General features: G+C 73.6%; 13 protein-coding genes. 1 reads left to right on the top strand and 12 read right to left on the bottom strand.

The genetic code is table 11. The features are described 5' to 3' along the window. Positions 1–160: 160 nt before the first annotated feature. From V2S66_RS33360 to V2S66_RS33350, 3 genes are read right to left on the bottom strand one after another with little or no spacing between them, the layout of a single operon-like run. Positions 161–574, bottom strand: coding sequence for a DUF2000 family protein (locus V2S66_RS33360; protein ID WP_330800696.1), 414 nt, complete (start codon positions 572–574; stop codon positions 161–163). Further along, positions 571–1,179 (bottom strand): hypothetical protein, encoded by a 609-nt coding sequence (locus tag V2S66_RS33355; protein WP_330800694.1) that lies wholly within the window; start codon positions 1,177–1,179, stop codon positions 571–573. The genes V2S66_RS33360 and V2S66_RS33355 overlap by 4 nt, the downstream gene beginning before the upstream one ends. 33 nt (positions 1,180–1,212) lie before the next feature. After that, positions 1,213–2,502: an ATP-grasp domain-containing protein gene (locus V2S66_RS33350; protein WP_330800692.1), complete on the bottom strand. Its 1,290-nt coding sequence runs from the start codon at positions 2,500–2,502 to the stop codon at positions 1,213–1,215. 190 nt (positions 2,503–2,692) lie between these two features. Here V2S66_RS33350 and V2S66_RS33345 point away from each other — a divergent pair, with 190 nt between their 5' ends. Then, positions 2,693–3,931, top strand: a complete 1,239-nt coding sequence (locus V2S66_RS33345; protein WP_330800691.1) for an MDR family MFS transporter — start codon at positions 2,693–2,695, stop codon at positions 3,929–3,931. On the opposite strand, the gene hisC is transcribed toward V2S66_RS33345, so the two are convergent. From hisC to V2S66_RS33300, 9 genes are all read right to left on the bottom strand, one after another. Next, entirely contained in the window at positions 3,897–5,003 is a 1,107-nt protein-coding gene (hisC, locus tag V2S66_RS33340; RefSeq protein WP_413966542.1) for a histidinol-phosphate transaminase, read from the bottom strand. The genes V2S66_RS33345 and hisC overlap by 35 nt on opposite strands. Positions 5,004–5,210: 207 nt before the next feature. After that, positions 5,211–7,175, bottom strand: coding sequence for a phosphocholine-specific phospholipase C (locus tag V2S66_RS33335; protein ID WP_330800687.1), 1,965 nt, complete (start codon positions 7,173–7,175; stop codon positions 5,211–5,213). A 159-nt stretch (positions 7,176–7,334) separates the two neighbouring features. Next, entirely contained in the window at positions 7,335–8,417 is a 1,083-nt protein-coding gene (locus V2S66_RS33330; RefSeq protein ID WP_330800685.1) for a 2-aminoethylphosphonate ABC transporter substrate-binding protein, read from the bottom strand. Between the two features lie 50 nt (positions 8,418–8,467). Beyond that, positions 8,468–9,265 (bottom strand): ABC transporter permease, encoded by a 798-nt coding sequence (locus V2S66_RS33325; protein WP_330800683.1) that lies wholly within the window; start codon positions 9,263–9,265, stop codon positions 8,468–8,470. After that, positions 9,252–10,220, bottom strand: a complete 969-nt coding sequence (locus V2S66_RS33320; protein WP_330800682.1) for a 2-aminoethylphosphonate ABC transporter permease subunit — start codon at positions 10,218–10,220, stop codon at positions 9,252–9,254. Before V2S66_RS33320 ends, V2S66_RS33325 begins: the two co-directional genes overlap by 14 nt. Continuing rightward, the gene (locus tag V2S66_RS33315) at positions 10,213–11,322 is read right to left on the bottom strand and encodes an ABC transporter ATP-binding protein (RefSeq protein ID WP_330800681.1); all 1,110 of its coding nucleotides are present in this window, start codon (positions 11,320–11,322) and stop codon (positions 10,213–10,215) included. The genes V2S66_RS33320 and V2S66_RS33315 overlap by 8 nt, the downstream gene beginning before the upstream one ends. After that, a complete protein-coding gene (locus tag V2S66_RS33310) occupies positions 11,319–12,077 on the bottom strand; it encodes a phosphonatase-like hydrolase (protein ID WP_330800679.1) in 759 nt (252 codons plus the stop codon). Before V2S66_RS33310 ends, V2S66_RS33315 begins: the two co-directional genes overlap by 4 nt. Positions 12,078–12,082: 5 nt before the next feature. Beyond that, entirely contained in the window at positions 12,083–13,201 is a 1,119-nt protein-coding gene (locus tag V2S66_RS33305; protein WP_330800677.1) for a TIGR03364 family FAD-dependent oxidoreductase, read from the bottom strand. 167 nt (positions 13,202–13,368) lie between these two features. After that, positions 13,369–14,127, bottom strand: coding sequence for a GntR family transcriptional regulator (locus tag V2S66_RS33300; protein WP_330800675.1), 759 nt, complete (start codon positions 14,125–14,127; stop codon positions 13,369–13,371). Between the last annotated feature and the right edge of the window lie 99 nt (positions 14,128–14,226).

The raw sequence follows: 14,226 nt of genomic DNA, 5'->3' as shown, positions 1-14,226 counted from the left end.
CGAGCGGCGGCGGCTGAGCCGGCCGGCCCGCCGTGAGGGGGCCGCGCGCCGTCCCCGGGGCGGCGCTCTGCGTGCGCCCGGCGGGGCGGGTACGGAGCCGCGCTCCGTACCCGCCCCGCGTCGGACACCGGCCGGCCCCGGTCAGCCCGGTCAGCCCCGGTCAGCCCCGGTACGCGCTGAACCGCTTGGTCAGCGCGCGGATCTGCTCGTGCTCGCCGATCACGCCCACGGCGCAGAGGCCGAGTTCGGCCGCGGCCGAGCCGCCGACGAGCGCCCGGTAGTCCTCGAAGCGGTTGCTGAGGGCCTGGCCCTGCGCGGTGAACACGACGGTGTGCAGGTCCTGCGCCGACGCGCCCTCGACCAGGCCCGCCAGATGGCCGGCCCGGCCGGAGAGCACCACGGTGTTGTAGCGGATGCCCGCGTGCAGCAGGCCGTCCCGGTCCCGTACGTCATCGGCGTAGACGCGGGAGTCGATCCGGGCCAGCTGGCCCATGACGACCGCGGCGGCGTTGGCCACCGATCCGGCTTCCATGGACTTGTCCACGGCGATGGCGATGCGGAGAAGCTCGGTCAAGGCTGTCGGACCCTACGCTCGAAGACGACGAAGCTCATGGGCGTGCCGACGGAGAGTACCTCAAGGGTCTTCAGCCCGTAGTGGTCGGCACAGGTCTGGTTGGTGATGGCCGCGGACCGGCCGGAGTCCTCCAGCGCCGACCGGCAGGCGGCGCTGTTCGAGGAGGCGGTGAGAGCGTGTTCGGTCCTGCCCCGGACCGAGGACTCGAAGAGCCGGGTGGTCGCGGGGTGGTAGTGGACGGTGTCGAACCGTTCCTGCGAGGCGTGTTCCAGGGGCGCGGCGAAGACCATGTCCGGCAGCGGGCTGACGAACGCCTCCACCGCGCGCAGCTCCGGGTCGAAGAAGAAGGAGCGGATCTCCGGGTAGGCCCCGGCGACCAGAAGGGCGTCGTGCCGGCCGCTCTTGACCGTCTCGGCCGCCAGCTCGAAGGACGGGTAGCCCAGCAGGCGCCGGCACTTGCCCTGGGCGCCCCAGCGCATGCCGACCGTCACGCTGCAGGTCAGTCCTGCCGGGTCGTCCGCCAGCGTGGCCGCGGAGTCATAGCGCGGTTCGTGCTCGACGTCGGCGCTGAAAGGGGCGACAGGCAGTGTCAATTCCGTCGTCACGCCGCCGACCCCCGGTATTCCGCTCCTGATAAGTCACTGGTCGAGTTCATAAAAACCAATCCCGTCGAGATATCGGATCGTTCCCATGTCCCGCAAGACCACTTCTTCCACCTCGTGCATCAGGTTGACTATGACTGGATAGGAGGTGTCGTCCACGGTCTTTTTGATCTCGCCGCCCGGTTTCACCAGCTCCCACATCTCCCGGAAGCTCTCCAGCGCGCGGATATCATCGATGTGCGGGTACCGGCCCAGCTTTCCCGCCACCGGGGAGATGAGCGCCACCCACGCGAAGTGCCGGTCGATCGTGTACGGCGTGCCGCGCCTGGCCGCGAAACGGTGCGGCCGCACATAGGAGTCCACCGCCCAGTCGAGTTGCGATTCCCCCGCGGCCAGCCGCGCGTAATGCGGCAGATCGCCGCCGGACAGCCGCGCCCCGGCCTCGATCAGGCACGGCCCCTGCGGTGTCATCTTCAGCTCCACGTGGGCGGGGCCGTGGCGGACGCCGAGGGCGTCCAGCACCCCGAAGGCGTACGCGACCAGGGTGTCGTGCAGGTCGCCCTGGCGCGGTACGAGCCAGCAGCCACCGGACAGGTCCCGGATGCCGTTCACCGAGAACCGGGCGCTGCGCCAGATCTCGGCGGCGTGGTGGGCGCCGTCCAGGCTGGCGGTGTTGACGATGTACTCGGTGCCGACCAGGTACTCCTGGGCGAGCACCGCAGTGTTGGGCAGCGAGAAGATGTCCGGCGCGCCGACGATCCGGCGGAAGGCCGCCGCGGACTGCTCCGGGGTGTCGCAGAAGGCGACGCCGTCGCCTCCGGCGCTGCTCAGCGGCTTGACGACGATCCGCCCGCCGGTCTTGCGGTGCCATTCCACCAGGTCATGCTCGGTCTCCGCGCGTAACTGCCGGGCGGTGCGCAGCCCGGCCTCGCGCACCGCCTCCGCCATCGCGGCCTTGTCACGGCGGGCGTGGCTGAGCGCGGTGCCGTTGGTCGGCACCCCGAGCGCCTCGCCGAGCACGTCGGTGAAGGCCACGCCGTACTCGCCGCCGGCCATGACGGCCACCGGGTCGTACGGCGCCAGGGCGGCGACGGTGGCGGCGAGGTCGCCGTCGTGGACGATGTTCGCCGTGTAGTTCTCCCACGCGGGGCGGGACGCGGCGTACACGCCCGGAGGGGTCGGTGAACTCTGCACCCGGACGCAGGAAAATCCCGCGTCCAGGAATGCGGGGGCTATATGGCGGGCGGTCTGCGGCACTCCGTGCGACGCGGTCTCATAGGTGTCGACGAGAACCACATGACGCCGCCCTGCGGTGGAATTGCTCATTGTGTGCGCCCCCTCCCCCGGTGGCCGAAGCCATCGCCAGATTATTTGTTCGCGCGTTCGCGAGTGTCAATCGCGTCTCAGAATCTGGGACAAGCCCCGGCGGTGGCCGGTAAGCGGTCGCGCCCGGTACGAGGATACCGAGAGACCGGCCGTGGTCGACATAATTCGGGCCGCCTGCGAGTATCCGGCCATGACGACGACACAGACGTTCACAGACGGCCTCCGCGGCAGGGCGGCGAGCGCGGCCAAGGCCCGTTTCGGGGGGCTTCCCGGCGCCTTCTGGATTCTCTGGTCGGGCACCCTGCTAAACCGTCTCGGGACGATGGTGTATCCCTTTCTGGCCATTTATCTCACATCCAAGCGGGGATTTTCGGCCACCGGGGCAGGCACCGTGCTGGCCGTGTTAGGGGCCGGCGGAGTGCTCTCCCAGCCGATCGGCGGAATGATCGCCGACCGCTGGGGGCGCCGGGTGGCGCTGACCGGCGGCACGGTGGCCACCGGCCTGACCATGCTCGCCCTGGGATACGCGCGCGGCACCGCCGCGGTGATCGCCCTCGCCTTCCTCCTCGGCCTGGTCACCGACCTGTTCCGGCCCGCGTCCCAGGCGATCGTGGCGGACGTCCTGCCGTCCGAGGAGCGCCCCAGGGCCTTCGGGCTGCTGCTGTGGGCGGTCAACCTCGGTTTCTCGCTGTCCATGGCGGCCGGCGGCGCGCTGGCCCGCGACGGCTTCCTGACCTTGTTCTGGATCGACGCGCTGACCTGCGCCGGGTTCGGCGTGCTGGTCTGGTTCGGGGTGCCGGAGCAGAGCGCGCAGGCGGCGTCGGGACAGCGCGCCGGCCGCGCCGCCGACGTCCTGCACGACCGGCTGATGCTCACCTTCGTCCTCCTGGTGTTCCTGTGCGCGGTCGTCTTCACCCAGTCCCTCAGCACCCTGCCGCTGGTGATGCGCCGGGACGGGCTTCCCACGTCGGCCTACGGCCTGGTGATGGCGCTCAACGGGCTGACCGTCGTCGTGCTGCAGCCGCTGCTCGGCCACCGGCTGTCCCGGCTGGACCGCACCGGCGGCCTCGTCCTCGGCATGCTCCTGATGGGCGCGGGCAACGCGCTGACCGCCTTCGCCTCCGCCACCCCCGGCTACGCCGCGACCCTCGTGGTGTGGACGGTCGGCGAGGTCCTGGTCACCTCGATCGGCGCGGCCCTCGTCGCCGACCTCGCGCCCGCGCAGCTGCGCGGGCGCTACAACGGCTGGTACGGCATGGCGTGGGGGGCGGGCGCCTTCGCCGCGCCCCTGGTCGGCACCCGCCTGCTGACCGTCGGCCCGTCCGCCCTGTGGTTCACCTGCGGCGCGCTGTGCGGGGTCGCGGCGCTCGGGCAGTGGGCGCTGCGCGGGCCGGTCAGGCGGCGGACGGCGGTCCGGGCGACCGGCTGACGGCCGCCTCCCCCTTGCGGAACACCTCCGCGGCGTGCAGGAAGCGGTCGTTGGCGGCGGGCTCGGCGACCGTCACCCGGACCCCCTCCCCCGCGAACGCGCGGACCAGCACCCCCTCGTCCTCGCACCTGCGGGCGAACTCCTCCGTCCGCCCGTCCGTGCGCAGCCACACGAAGTTGGCGTGCGACGGCGGCACCGGCCAGCCCTGGTCCAGCAGCGCCGCGTGGACCCGCTCGCGCTCCGCCACCAGGGACGCGACCCGCTCGCGCATCGCGTCCCCGGCCCGCAGCGAGGCCACCGCGGCCTCCTGGGCGAGCTGCGTCACGCCGAACGGGACGGCCGTGCGCCGCAGCGCCTCGGCCACCGGCGGGTGCGCGACCGCGTAGCCCACCCGCAGTCCGGCCAGCCCGTACGCCTTGGAGAAGGTCCGCAGCACGCAGACGTTGGGCCGGTCGCGGTAGAGCCGCACGCCGTCGGGGAACTCGTCGGCCCGGACGAACTCCAGGTACGCCTCGTCGAGCACCACCAGCACGTCGCGGGGCACCCGGTCCAGGAACCGCTCGAGTTCGGGCCCGCGCACCAGGGTGCCGGTCGGGTTGTTGGGGTTGCAGACGAAGACCAGCCGGGTCCGGTCCGTCACGGCGGCGGCCATCGCGTCCAGGTCGTGCGCCTCGCCCGCCGCCAGCGGGATGTGCACCGGGCGGGCGCCGGCGATCCGGGTGAGCACCGGGTACGCCTCGAACGAGCGCCAGGCGAAGAGCACTTCGTCGCCGGGGCCCGCCGTCGCCTGGAGCAGCTGCTGGGTCACGCCGACGGAACCGGTGCCGGTGGCGATGTGCTCGCGGGGTACGCCGAGCCGCTCGGCCAGCTCCGCGACCAGACCGGTGCAGGCCAGGTCCGGGTAGCGGTTGAGCGAGGAGGCCGCGGCCACCGCCCGCTCCAGCACGCCGGGCAGCGGCGGGAACGGGTTCTCGTTCGAGGACAGCTTCCACACCGGTCCGCCCGCCGCGGCGGCGGAACGCCCCGGCCGGTAGGCGGGTATCCGGTCCAACTCGGGCCGCAGCACGGGCATGTGCTCCACCACAGCAATCTCCTCGGTCACGCGGGGCGACGGATCGCGACGGTTCGCGGCGGCCATCATCGCCCGGTGCCGCGCGCCGTCCGGGGCTGTTCCGCACAAGTGTCCGGAACGCGTCGGTCCTGTGTCGCGGCCGACCCCCGTGCCCCGCCGTCCCCGGTGGGGGCCCGCCGGAAGCGGCGGGGCCCCCACCGGAGCCGGTCAGAGGTGGTAGAGCCGTCCGGCGAACCGGCGGGCGAAGCCGTCGGCGGTGTCCGCGGTGACGGTCACGTCGTAGCGGCCGGCCGCGGTGGCGGCGACGGTGCCGGTCCAGGTGGCGCCGGCCGCCACCTGGACGGTGCGGGCCGAACCGCCGGACGCCCCGTGGGCGACGTTGGCGGCGATGGTGAAGACGGCTGCCGCGTGGCCCCCGTTGGTCAGGGTCAGCGTCAGGGTGGCGCCGTCCCCGCGGTCGGTGACGGCCGCCTCAGGGTGGGCCTTGGTGGTGCTCGCGGCGGTGCGGACGTCGCCCTGGAAGCCGCGCAGGTAGCCGTCGGGGCCGAGCAGGTCGAAGTCGTACGGGCCGCCGCCGTAGGTCTGGGCGCTGAAGTAGTCGGAGACCGAGCCGCCGACCGGGCAGGTGTACCGCCAGTCGGCGAATGCCCGGTGGTTGACGGTGTATGCGGCGAAACCGGCGCCCAAGGTGCCGCTGTTGACGGTCTTGAACCAGATCCGGCCGGTGGCGGTGTCGGTCCAGGACGTGGTGTCGAAGCGGTAGCCGAGGGGACGCGCGGGCCGGTCGCCGGTCTCCTGGGCCGGCTGGGCCGGCGAGGAGGAGGGCGCGTTCGCGGCGGGCAGCGAGTCCTGCGCGTCGGCCTGCCGCACCAGCGCGGCGGTGTCCGGCAGCCCGGGGAAGGCCGTGCTGGTCCGGGTGAAGTCGAACGCGGAGGTGAGGTCGCCGCAGACGGTGCGCCGCCAGGCGGAGATGTGGGGTTCCGCCACTCCGGTCCACTGCTCCACGAAGCGCAGCACGGAGGTGTGGTCGAACACCTCGGAGCAGACCCGGCCGCCGGCGCTCCAGGGGGAGATGACGGTCATCGGCACCCGGGGGCCGAGCCCGATGGGCGCGCCGCCGACGAACTCGTCGGCGGTGCCGGCCGGCGGCACCGGAGGCACCACGTGGTCGAAGAAACCGTCGTTCTCGTCGAAGTTGAGGAACACGGCGGTCCTGGCCCACACGTCGGGGTGGGCCGCCAGGGCCGCGAGGACCCGCCCGGCGTAGTCGGCGCCGTAGGCGGGCGGGTACGCGGGGTGCTCGGACCTGGCGGCGGGCGCCACCACCCAGGACACCTGCGGGAGGGTGCCCGCCGCCACGTCCGCGGTGAACGCGGCGACGGAGTCGGTGGTCTTGAGCATGCCGCGCTGGTAGAGGGCGGAACCGGTCGGCGCGTTGCGGAAGGAGGTGAACCAGGCGAGCGGGTTGTCGTCGTAGTTGTCGGTCTCCTGGTAGACGCGCCAGCTCACGCCGGCCGCCTGGAGCCGCTCGGGGTAGGTGGTCCAGGTGTAGCCGGCCTCGCTGTTGTCGGTGACCGGGCCGCCGGCGGTGCCCGCCGGGTCGATCCAGCCCGACCACTGGTAGAGGCGGTTGGGGTTGGTCGGTCCCTGCACCGAGCAGAAGTACTGGTCGCAGATGGTGAAGGCGTCGGCGAGCGCGTACTGCCACGGGACGTCCGCCCGGGTGTAGTAGCCCATCGCCTTGGCGGACTTGGCGGGAATCCAGTTGTTGTACAGGCCGCCGTTCCAGGCGCTGTGGGTGCCCGACCACGAGTGGTCGAGGTCGCTGACGCGCTGCGCGTCGGTGGTGGCGGTGTCCAGGTGCCAGGGCCGCAGCACGGCGCCGCCCGCGGAGCCGCTGCGGGTCTGCTGGAAGACGTCGGAGCCGGCCGGGAAGCGCAGCCGCGCGGTGTCGGCGAAGCCGTGGACGCCTTGGAGCGTCCCGAAGTAGTGGTCGAAGGAGCGGTTCTCCTGCATGAAGATCACGACATGCTCGACGGAGTCCAGCGAGGCGCTGCCGGTCGCGGCGGCGGCCGACGCGGCCCGCAGGGCTGCGGGCAGCGCCTCCAGGCCGACGGCCGCGCCGAGGGCGCCGGCGGAGTGCAGGAACGTACGGCGGTTGACGGGTGACACGGGCTTCCTCCGGAAGGGTGCGCTGCGCTGCGGCAGCGGCCGGGCGGGGGTCGGTGTGCGGGTACGTCGGTGCGCGTGCGGTGCGGGTACGGAATGGTGCGGATACGGGTACGGGTACGGGCGCGTGCGTGGGGCGGGCGGGGCTGTCCGGCGGTGGCCTCAGCTGCCGGTGGCGTCCTTCCAGGCGTCCACGTACGACGTCAGGTTGGTGTTGACGTCGTTCCAGTCGGGGGTGAAGACGTCGACTCCGGCCATGATCTGCCGGAGCTTCCGGGCGTTGGGGTCGGTGGCCTCCACGTCGGTGCGCGCGGCGAAGCCGCCGCCGACGGAGGACACCTGCCGCTGCACCTCGGCGCTGAGGAAGAAGTCCATGAGCTTCTTCGCGGCGTCCTCGTGCGGCCCGTTCCTGACCACGCCCGCCGCGTACGGCAGGCCGAAGGTGGTGGGCTCGGAGGTGGCGTCGGCGGCGGGGAAGAAGATGCCCTGGTGCGGCATGGAGGCCATGTCGGCGTAGTTCATCTGCACGTCGCCGTTGGCGATCAGCAGCTCGCCCTTGTCGACCTTGCCGGCGAGCTGGCCGGTGGACGCCGACGGCCCGACGTTGCTGGCCTGGAGCTTCTTCAGGTAGGCCAGCGCCGGGTCCTTGCCGCCCAGGTCGTGCATGGCCTTGATCAGCACGGCGGTGCCGTCGCCGGCCACACCCGGGGTGCTGTACTGCAGCTTGTCCTTGTACGCGGGGGCGAGCAGGTCGGCCCAGGTCTTCGGCGGCCGCGGGACCTGCTCGGTGTTGTAGATGAAGCACAGGTAGTTGTCGACGATGGACACCCACGCGCCGTGGGCGTCCTTGTCGGCGGCGGCGACATGGTCCTCACCGGCGGCCGTGTACGGGTCGAGCAGGCCCTTGGACGCGGCCTGCTGGATGAACGGCGGCAGCGTGACGACGACGTCGGCCTGGGTGTTGGACCGCTCCCGCACCAGGCGCTGGACCATCTCGCCCGAACCGCCCTCGACGTAGCGGACCTTGATGCCGGTCCTGGCGGTGAACTGCTGGAAGACCTTGTCGTAGAAGCCGTCGCCGTTCTCGCTCTTCAGGCCGTCGGCGCTGTAGACGGTCACCTCGGTGGACGGCTTGCCGTCGGCGGCGTGGGAGGCGCCGCCGCAGGCGGTGAGGGCTCCGCCGAGCGCGAGCGCTGCGAGCAGGGCGGTGGCGGTGCGGAACGGGGGCGGGGTGACGTGGTGCATGACGGGTCGTACTCCTCGGATCGGGGCACACGGGGAAGCGGGAGGGACGGTCAGCGGTGGGCGGCGCGGGTGCGGGCCCGGCCCATGACCAGCAGGACGGCCAGCGTGGCGAGCATCAGCACGACGGCCAGGGCCGCCCCGGTGAACAGGGCGCCGCGGTTGGTGGTGGCGTAGATCTGGACGGGCAGCGGCGTCCAGTCGGGCGGGTAGAGCATCATCGTGGCGCTCAACTCCCCCATGGACATGGCGAAGCACAGGCCGGTGGCGGCGGTCAGGGACGGCAGCAGCAGCGGCAGCCGGATCCGCCACAGCACGTACAGCGGTGGCGCTCCCAGGCTCGCGGCGCTCTGCTCGTAGGCGGGGTCGAGGCGGGTCAGCGCCGCCCCGACCGACTGGTACGCGAAGGCGGTGACCAGCACGGTGTGCGCGAGGACGACGATCCACGGCGTGCCGTTGAGCAGGATCGGCCGCCGGGAGAAGGCGACCAGCAGGGACAGGCCCACCACCACCGACGGCACCGCGACCGGCAGCATGAACAGGACGTCGAGGACCCGTCGCAGGGCGCCGCGCAGGCGGTGCGCGGCGAGCGCCGCCCAGGTGCCGGTGGTGAGCGCGAGCAGGCTCGCGCCCGCGGCGGTCAGCAGGCTGGTGGTGAGGGAGTGCAGGGCGTCGCCGCGGGTGGCCTCCCGGTAGTGGGCGAGGGTCGCCCCCGAGGGCAGCGCGCCGCTCCAGTGCGAGGCCAGCGACGCCATGACGACGACGAGGAAGGGCAGCGCGAACAACGGCAGGAAGAGTACGAGGAAGACGGCCCAGCAGGCCGCGCGCCCGGTTCGGCTATGCACCAGCACGGCGGCCACCTCCCAGGGCGCGCGCCATCGCCGCCCGGTACAGGCCGTAGCAGGCGGCCGACAGCAGGACGGAGGCGACCGCGACGACGCACGCGCCCGGGTAGTCCCCGTCGAGGATGGCTTTGGAGTAGACCAGCAGCGGCAGGGTGGTGACGCCCTTGGCGCCGGTGAACAGCACGATGCCGAACTCGTTGAGGCACAGCACGAGCACCAGGCCGCCGCCCGCGGCCAGCGCGGCGAGCGACTCGGGGAGGATCACCTGGCGCACGATCCGGGGAGCGCGTGCCCCGAGCGACGCGGCGGCCTCCAGTTGGGCCGGTTCGACCTGGGAGAAGGCCGCGAGCAGGGGCCGCATCACGAAGGGCGTGAAGTACGTGACCTCCGCCAGCAGCACTCCCCAGGGGGTGCGCAGGAAGTCCACCGGGCCGCTCGCCGCGCCGGTGAGGTCGGTCCACGCGCCGTTGGCCAGGCCGGCGCTGCCGTAGACGAACAGCAGGGCGAGGGTGATCAGGAAGGACGGGAAGGCCAGGAAGACGTCGATGAAGCGGCCCAGCACCTTGGCGCCGGGGAAGGGCACGAAGGCGACCACGAGGGCCAGACCGAAGCCGAGCACCAGGCAGCCGGCCGTGGAGGCCGCCGCGATCCACACCGTGTTCCACACGGCGCTGCGGAAGGAGTGCTCGCCCAGCACCTGGCGGTAGGCGTGCGCCGAGCGCGGGCCGGTGTCGGGGGTGAAGGACTGCCGGACCACCAGCGCCAGGGGGTACAGGAAGAACAGGCCGAGCGCGGCCACCGGCGGCAGCGCCCACAGCGTCCGGAGCAGCGCCGGGCGGGCGGAGCGGGCCCGGCGTGGCACGCGGTCCGGCGTAGCACCGGCCGCATGCGCCGCCGCGCCGGGCTCCCGAGGCTCGCCCGAGCCGGTGGCCGGCCTCGTCGCGGGGCGTGCGCTAGCCAACGGGCTGCCCTTCCGTCAGGCCGCCGGGCAGCAGCAGCGCGTCGTCGGGGTCGAAGGCGAGGGCGACGGCGTCTCCGGGTCGCGGCGGCTGCCGCAGGTCGCCCACGTCGGCGCGCACGGTGTGTCCCTCGGTGTCGACGAGCAGCCGGTGGGTGTGGCCGCGCCACTGGACACCGGTGACGGTGCCGTGCAGCAGGTTGCCGCCGGTGTCCGGCTCCCTGCCGCCGCCGGCGAGCCGCAGGGCGTGCGGCCGCAGGCACAGGGTGGCCTGGGCGCCGGGCGCGGGGCCGTCGCCGGCCGGTGCGGCGTCCGGGCCCAGGGTGAGCGCGACGTCGCCGAGACGGGCCGTGCGGCCGTCGCCGACGGTCACCGGCAGCAGGTTGGCGCTGCCGACGAATCCCGCGGTGAACGCGGTGCGCGGGCGCCGGTACAGGTCCTGGGGCGTCCCGCAGTCCTGGAGCCGCGCCTGGTCGAGGACGGCGATCCGGTCGGCGAGGGTCAGCGCCTCGATCTGGTCGTGGGTCACGTACAGCACCGAGACGTCGGGCAGCTCGCGGTGCAGCCGGGCGAGTTCGGCGAGCATGTCGGTGCGCAGCCGGGCGTCGAGCGCGGACAGCGGTTCGTCGAGCAGCAGCACGTCGGGGCGTACGGCCAGCGCGCGGGCGATCGCCACGCGCTGCTGCTGGCCGCCGGACAGCTCGCGCGGGTAGCGGCGGGCGTAGGCGGCCATGCCGGTCGTCTCCAGCACCTCCGCGGCGCGCGCGGCGGCCTCCGCCCGCCCGACCCGCCGGGCCCGCAGGCCGAAGGCGACGTTCTGATCGACCCTCAGGTGCGGGAAGAGCGCGTACTGCTGGACCACCATGCCGACGCCGCGCCGGTGCGGCGGCAGGGACGTGACGTCCCGGCCGCCGATGAACACGCGGCCCGTGGTGGGCGCCACGAATCCGGCGACGGCGCGCAGCGCGGTGGTCTTGCCGGAACCCGAGGGCCCGAGCAGCGCCACCACCTCGCCGGGCGCCACCTCCAGGTCGAGGCCGTCGAGCACGGTGGTGCGGCCGTAGACCACGCCGACCCGGTCGAAGCGGATCCCGGACCGGGTCACGAGCCGTACTCCCGCAGCAGGTCCGGCAGGTCGGCGACCGACCGCAGGACGTGGGTGGCGCCGGCCTCGCGCAGGCGGTCCTCGCCGTGCGCGCCGGTGGTCACGCCGGCCACCACGGACGCGCCGGCCCGCACACCGGTGAGCATGTCGTACGCGGTGTCGCCGACCACCGCGATCTGCTGGACGGCCTCCGCGCCGGTGCGCAGCGCCGCGGTGAGCACCATGTCCGGGTAGGGGCGGCCGCGGCCGGCGTCGGCCGGGCACAGGGTGAGGTCGGCGATGCCGGTCCAGCCCAGTGCGGCCAGCAGCGCGTCCTGGGTGGTGCGGGAGAAGCCCGTGGTGAGCACGACGGTGCGGCCGTCCGCCCGCAGCCTGCCGATCGTCTCCTCGGCGCCGGGGAGCGGAGCGCAGCGGCCCGCGGAGAGCAGTTCCGCGTAGGCCCGCTCGAAAGCGGTGTTGGCGCGTCGCGCGGTCTCCTCCTCGCCGAACAGGGCGCGGAACACGGTGATCTTGGACTCGCCCATGGTGGCGCGGACATGGTCGAGTTTGGCCGCGTGGTCGGCGCTGCCGGGGGCGACGCCCATCTCCTCGGCGGCGCGGGTGAAGGCCAGTTCGACCAGGCCGTCGTCGGCGACGGTGGTGCCGGCCATGTCGAGCACGACCAGCCGGATCGGATGCGCCGGGCGGCCGGACGAGCCGGCGGGGGCGGGAACGGGAACGGGAACGGGCTGCGGGGAGGGTGCGGTGGAGGTCATGGGGTTCACCAGCCGATCGTGTTCGCGGTGGTCTCGCCGATGGCCGGCGAGCAGGTCATGCCGCGGCCGCCGGGGCCGGTGACCAGCCACACCCCGTCGGTCACCTCCTCGCGGTGCACCACCGCCGCCGGATCGGTGCACTGCGCGTACACCCCGGCCCAGCGGCGCCGCACCGCCGGCAGCGGACGGCCGAGCAGCTCCGCCGCGCGCTCCCTGAGGTGGTCGTACGGGTCCTCGGTGACGTCGAAGCCGAACGCCTCGTCGTACTCGTGGGTGTCACCGACGGTCAGCGAGCCGTCGGCCCGCTGGACCAGCAGCAGTTGCATACGGTGGGCGGCGGCGACCGGCGGCTGCGGCTGCCCTGCGCCCAGCGCCTCCAGTGCCGTGCCCGCGTAGGCGGGGTAGTAGCGGAAGGAGTCGGCGTCGGCCACCGAGGTGGTGAGTGCCTCGCCGAGCGGAGCCGTCTGCGCCATCTGCAACCGGACCCGGCGCACCGGCAGGCGCGGCGCCAGTTCGCGGACCAGGCCGGAGAGCCAGGCGCCGGTCGCGACGACGACGCTGTCGGCGCGGTGCACCGCGCCGTGGTCGTCGCGGACCAGGCCGGTGCCGACCTCCCGTGCCTCGCGGCCGGGCAGGAAGGTGTAGCGGCCGGTGGCCTCCAGGTGCGCGCGGAGCGCCGGGAGCGCGACCCGCGGTTCGACCGCGGCGTCCCGGTCGCACAGCAGCGCGCCGAGGAAGTCGCCGCGCAGCGCGGGATTGCGCGCGCGGGCCTGCTGCCGCGTCAGCCAGGAGAAGCCGCGCTCGGGAGCGTCGGGGAGCTTCAACGCCTCGTCGACGACGGCCTGTTCGGCCTCGGTGCGTACCGGAGTCAGCGAGCCGTTGGCGCGGAAGCCCACCCCTGGCGCGCGGGCGCCGATCTCCTCCCACAGCTGCCTGGCCCGCAGCGCGGTGGCCAGCTCCTCGCCGACCGCGCGGCCGCCGACCCAGACGAGGCCGAAATTGCGGACGGAGGCGCCGCGCGCCTCGCGCTCCCGCTCCAGATGGACAACCTGATGGCCGCGCTGGACCGCATGCCAGGCATGCATGGTTCCGAGGACGCCGCCTCCGACGACAGTGACTTTCACGGCGACGACGTTCCCGGTGTGCGGTGGCGCGCAGGCGTCCGGCAGCCGACGCGGCAGTGAACTGCCCAGCACATTTGGACTAGACCCGTTATCTTTCCGTGACCAAAGGGGCGGTGCCGGCCCAACCGTGGCGGGCGGCTGAGGCGTACCCGCCCAGTCCTGCCAGGTCAGTCGTCGCGGCTCAGGTGCACCGTGAAGCTGAAGCGGTCCCCGCGGTACAGGGAGCGGACGCGTTCGAGCGGCGCGCCGTCGCCGCCGCGGCTGGTGCGGTGCAGGAGCAGCATCGGCAGGGCCGGCGGCGTGCCGATGAGCAGCGCCTCGCGCGGCGTGGCGAGCACCGTCTCGATCCGTTCGTCCACGTCGGCGGGCACCACGCCGACGGTGTCGCGCAGGAAGGCGTAGAAGGAGGTGTCGGGTGCGAAGTCCCGGTCGAGGTGCGGCACTCGGGCCACCGACAGGTACGTGCTCTCCAGGCCGACGCGCTCCTCGTCCGCGAGCAGCACCCGCTCCATGTGCCAGACCGGGTCGCCCGCCGCGAGGCTCAGCTCGGCGGCCAGCACCGGGTCCGCGCCGAGTCGTTCCAGCCCGATGAGGAAGCGGCCGGGGGTGCGGCCCTGGCGCCGCACCCCCTCGGTGTAGCTCCCGGTGGACAGCGGCTGGACCAGCTTCGGCCCTGCGACGACGGTGCCGCGGCCCTTGCGCCGTACCCGCCCCTGGATCAGCAGTTCGCGCAGCGCCTGCCGGACCGTCTCGCGGGCCACCCCGAAGTCGACCGCCAACTCGCGCTCCGCGGGCAGGACGGCGCCCTCACCGAGGTCGTCGAGGACGGCCTCCAGCCGCGTCTTCACCGCGAAGTACTTCGGCACCCGGCCGTGCTCGGGGATGCCGGCGCGGATGGGTGTGTGCGCATCGGCGGCGTCGCTCATCCCATGATCCTCGCAGACGCGGGCGCCGCGGCCGTGCGGCAGCCGTCCCGCGGGGAGGACTCCGAGGGCGGGGCGGGCGTGGCAGGCGGGGCGGGGACG

The sequence above is a fragment of the Actinacidiphila polyblastidii genome (genome assembly GCF_036353415.1).
GTDB classification, from domain to species: domain Bacteria; phylum Actinomycetota; class Actinomycetes; order Streptomycetales; family Streptomycetaceae; genus Actinacidiphila; species Actinacidiphila polyblastidii.
The sequence above is the reverse complement of the archived record's forward strand: the minus strand, read 5'-3'. Positions and strand labels throughout refer to the sequence as shown.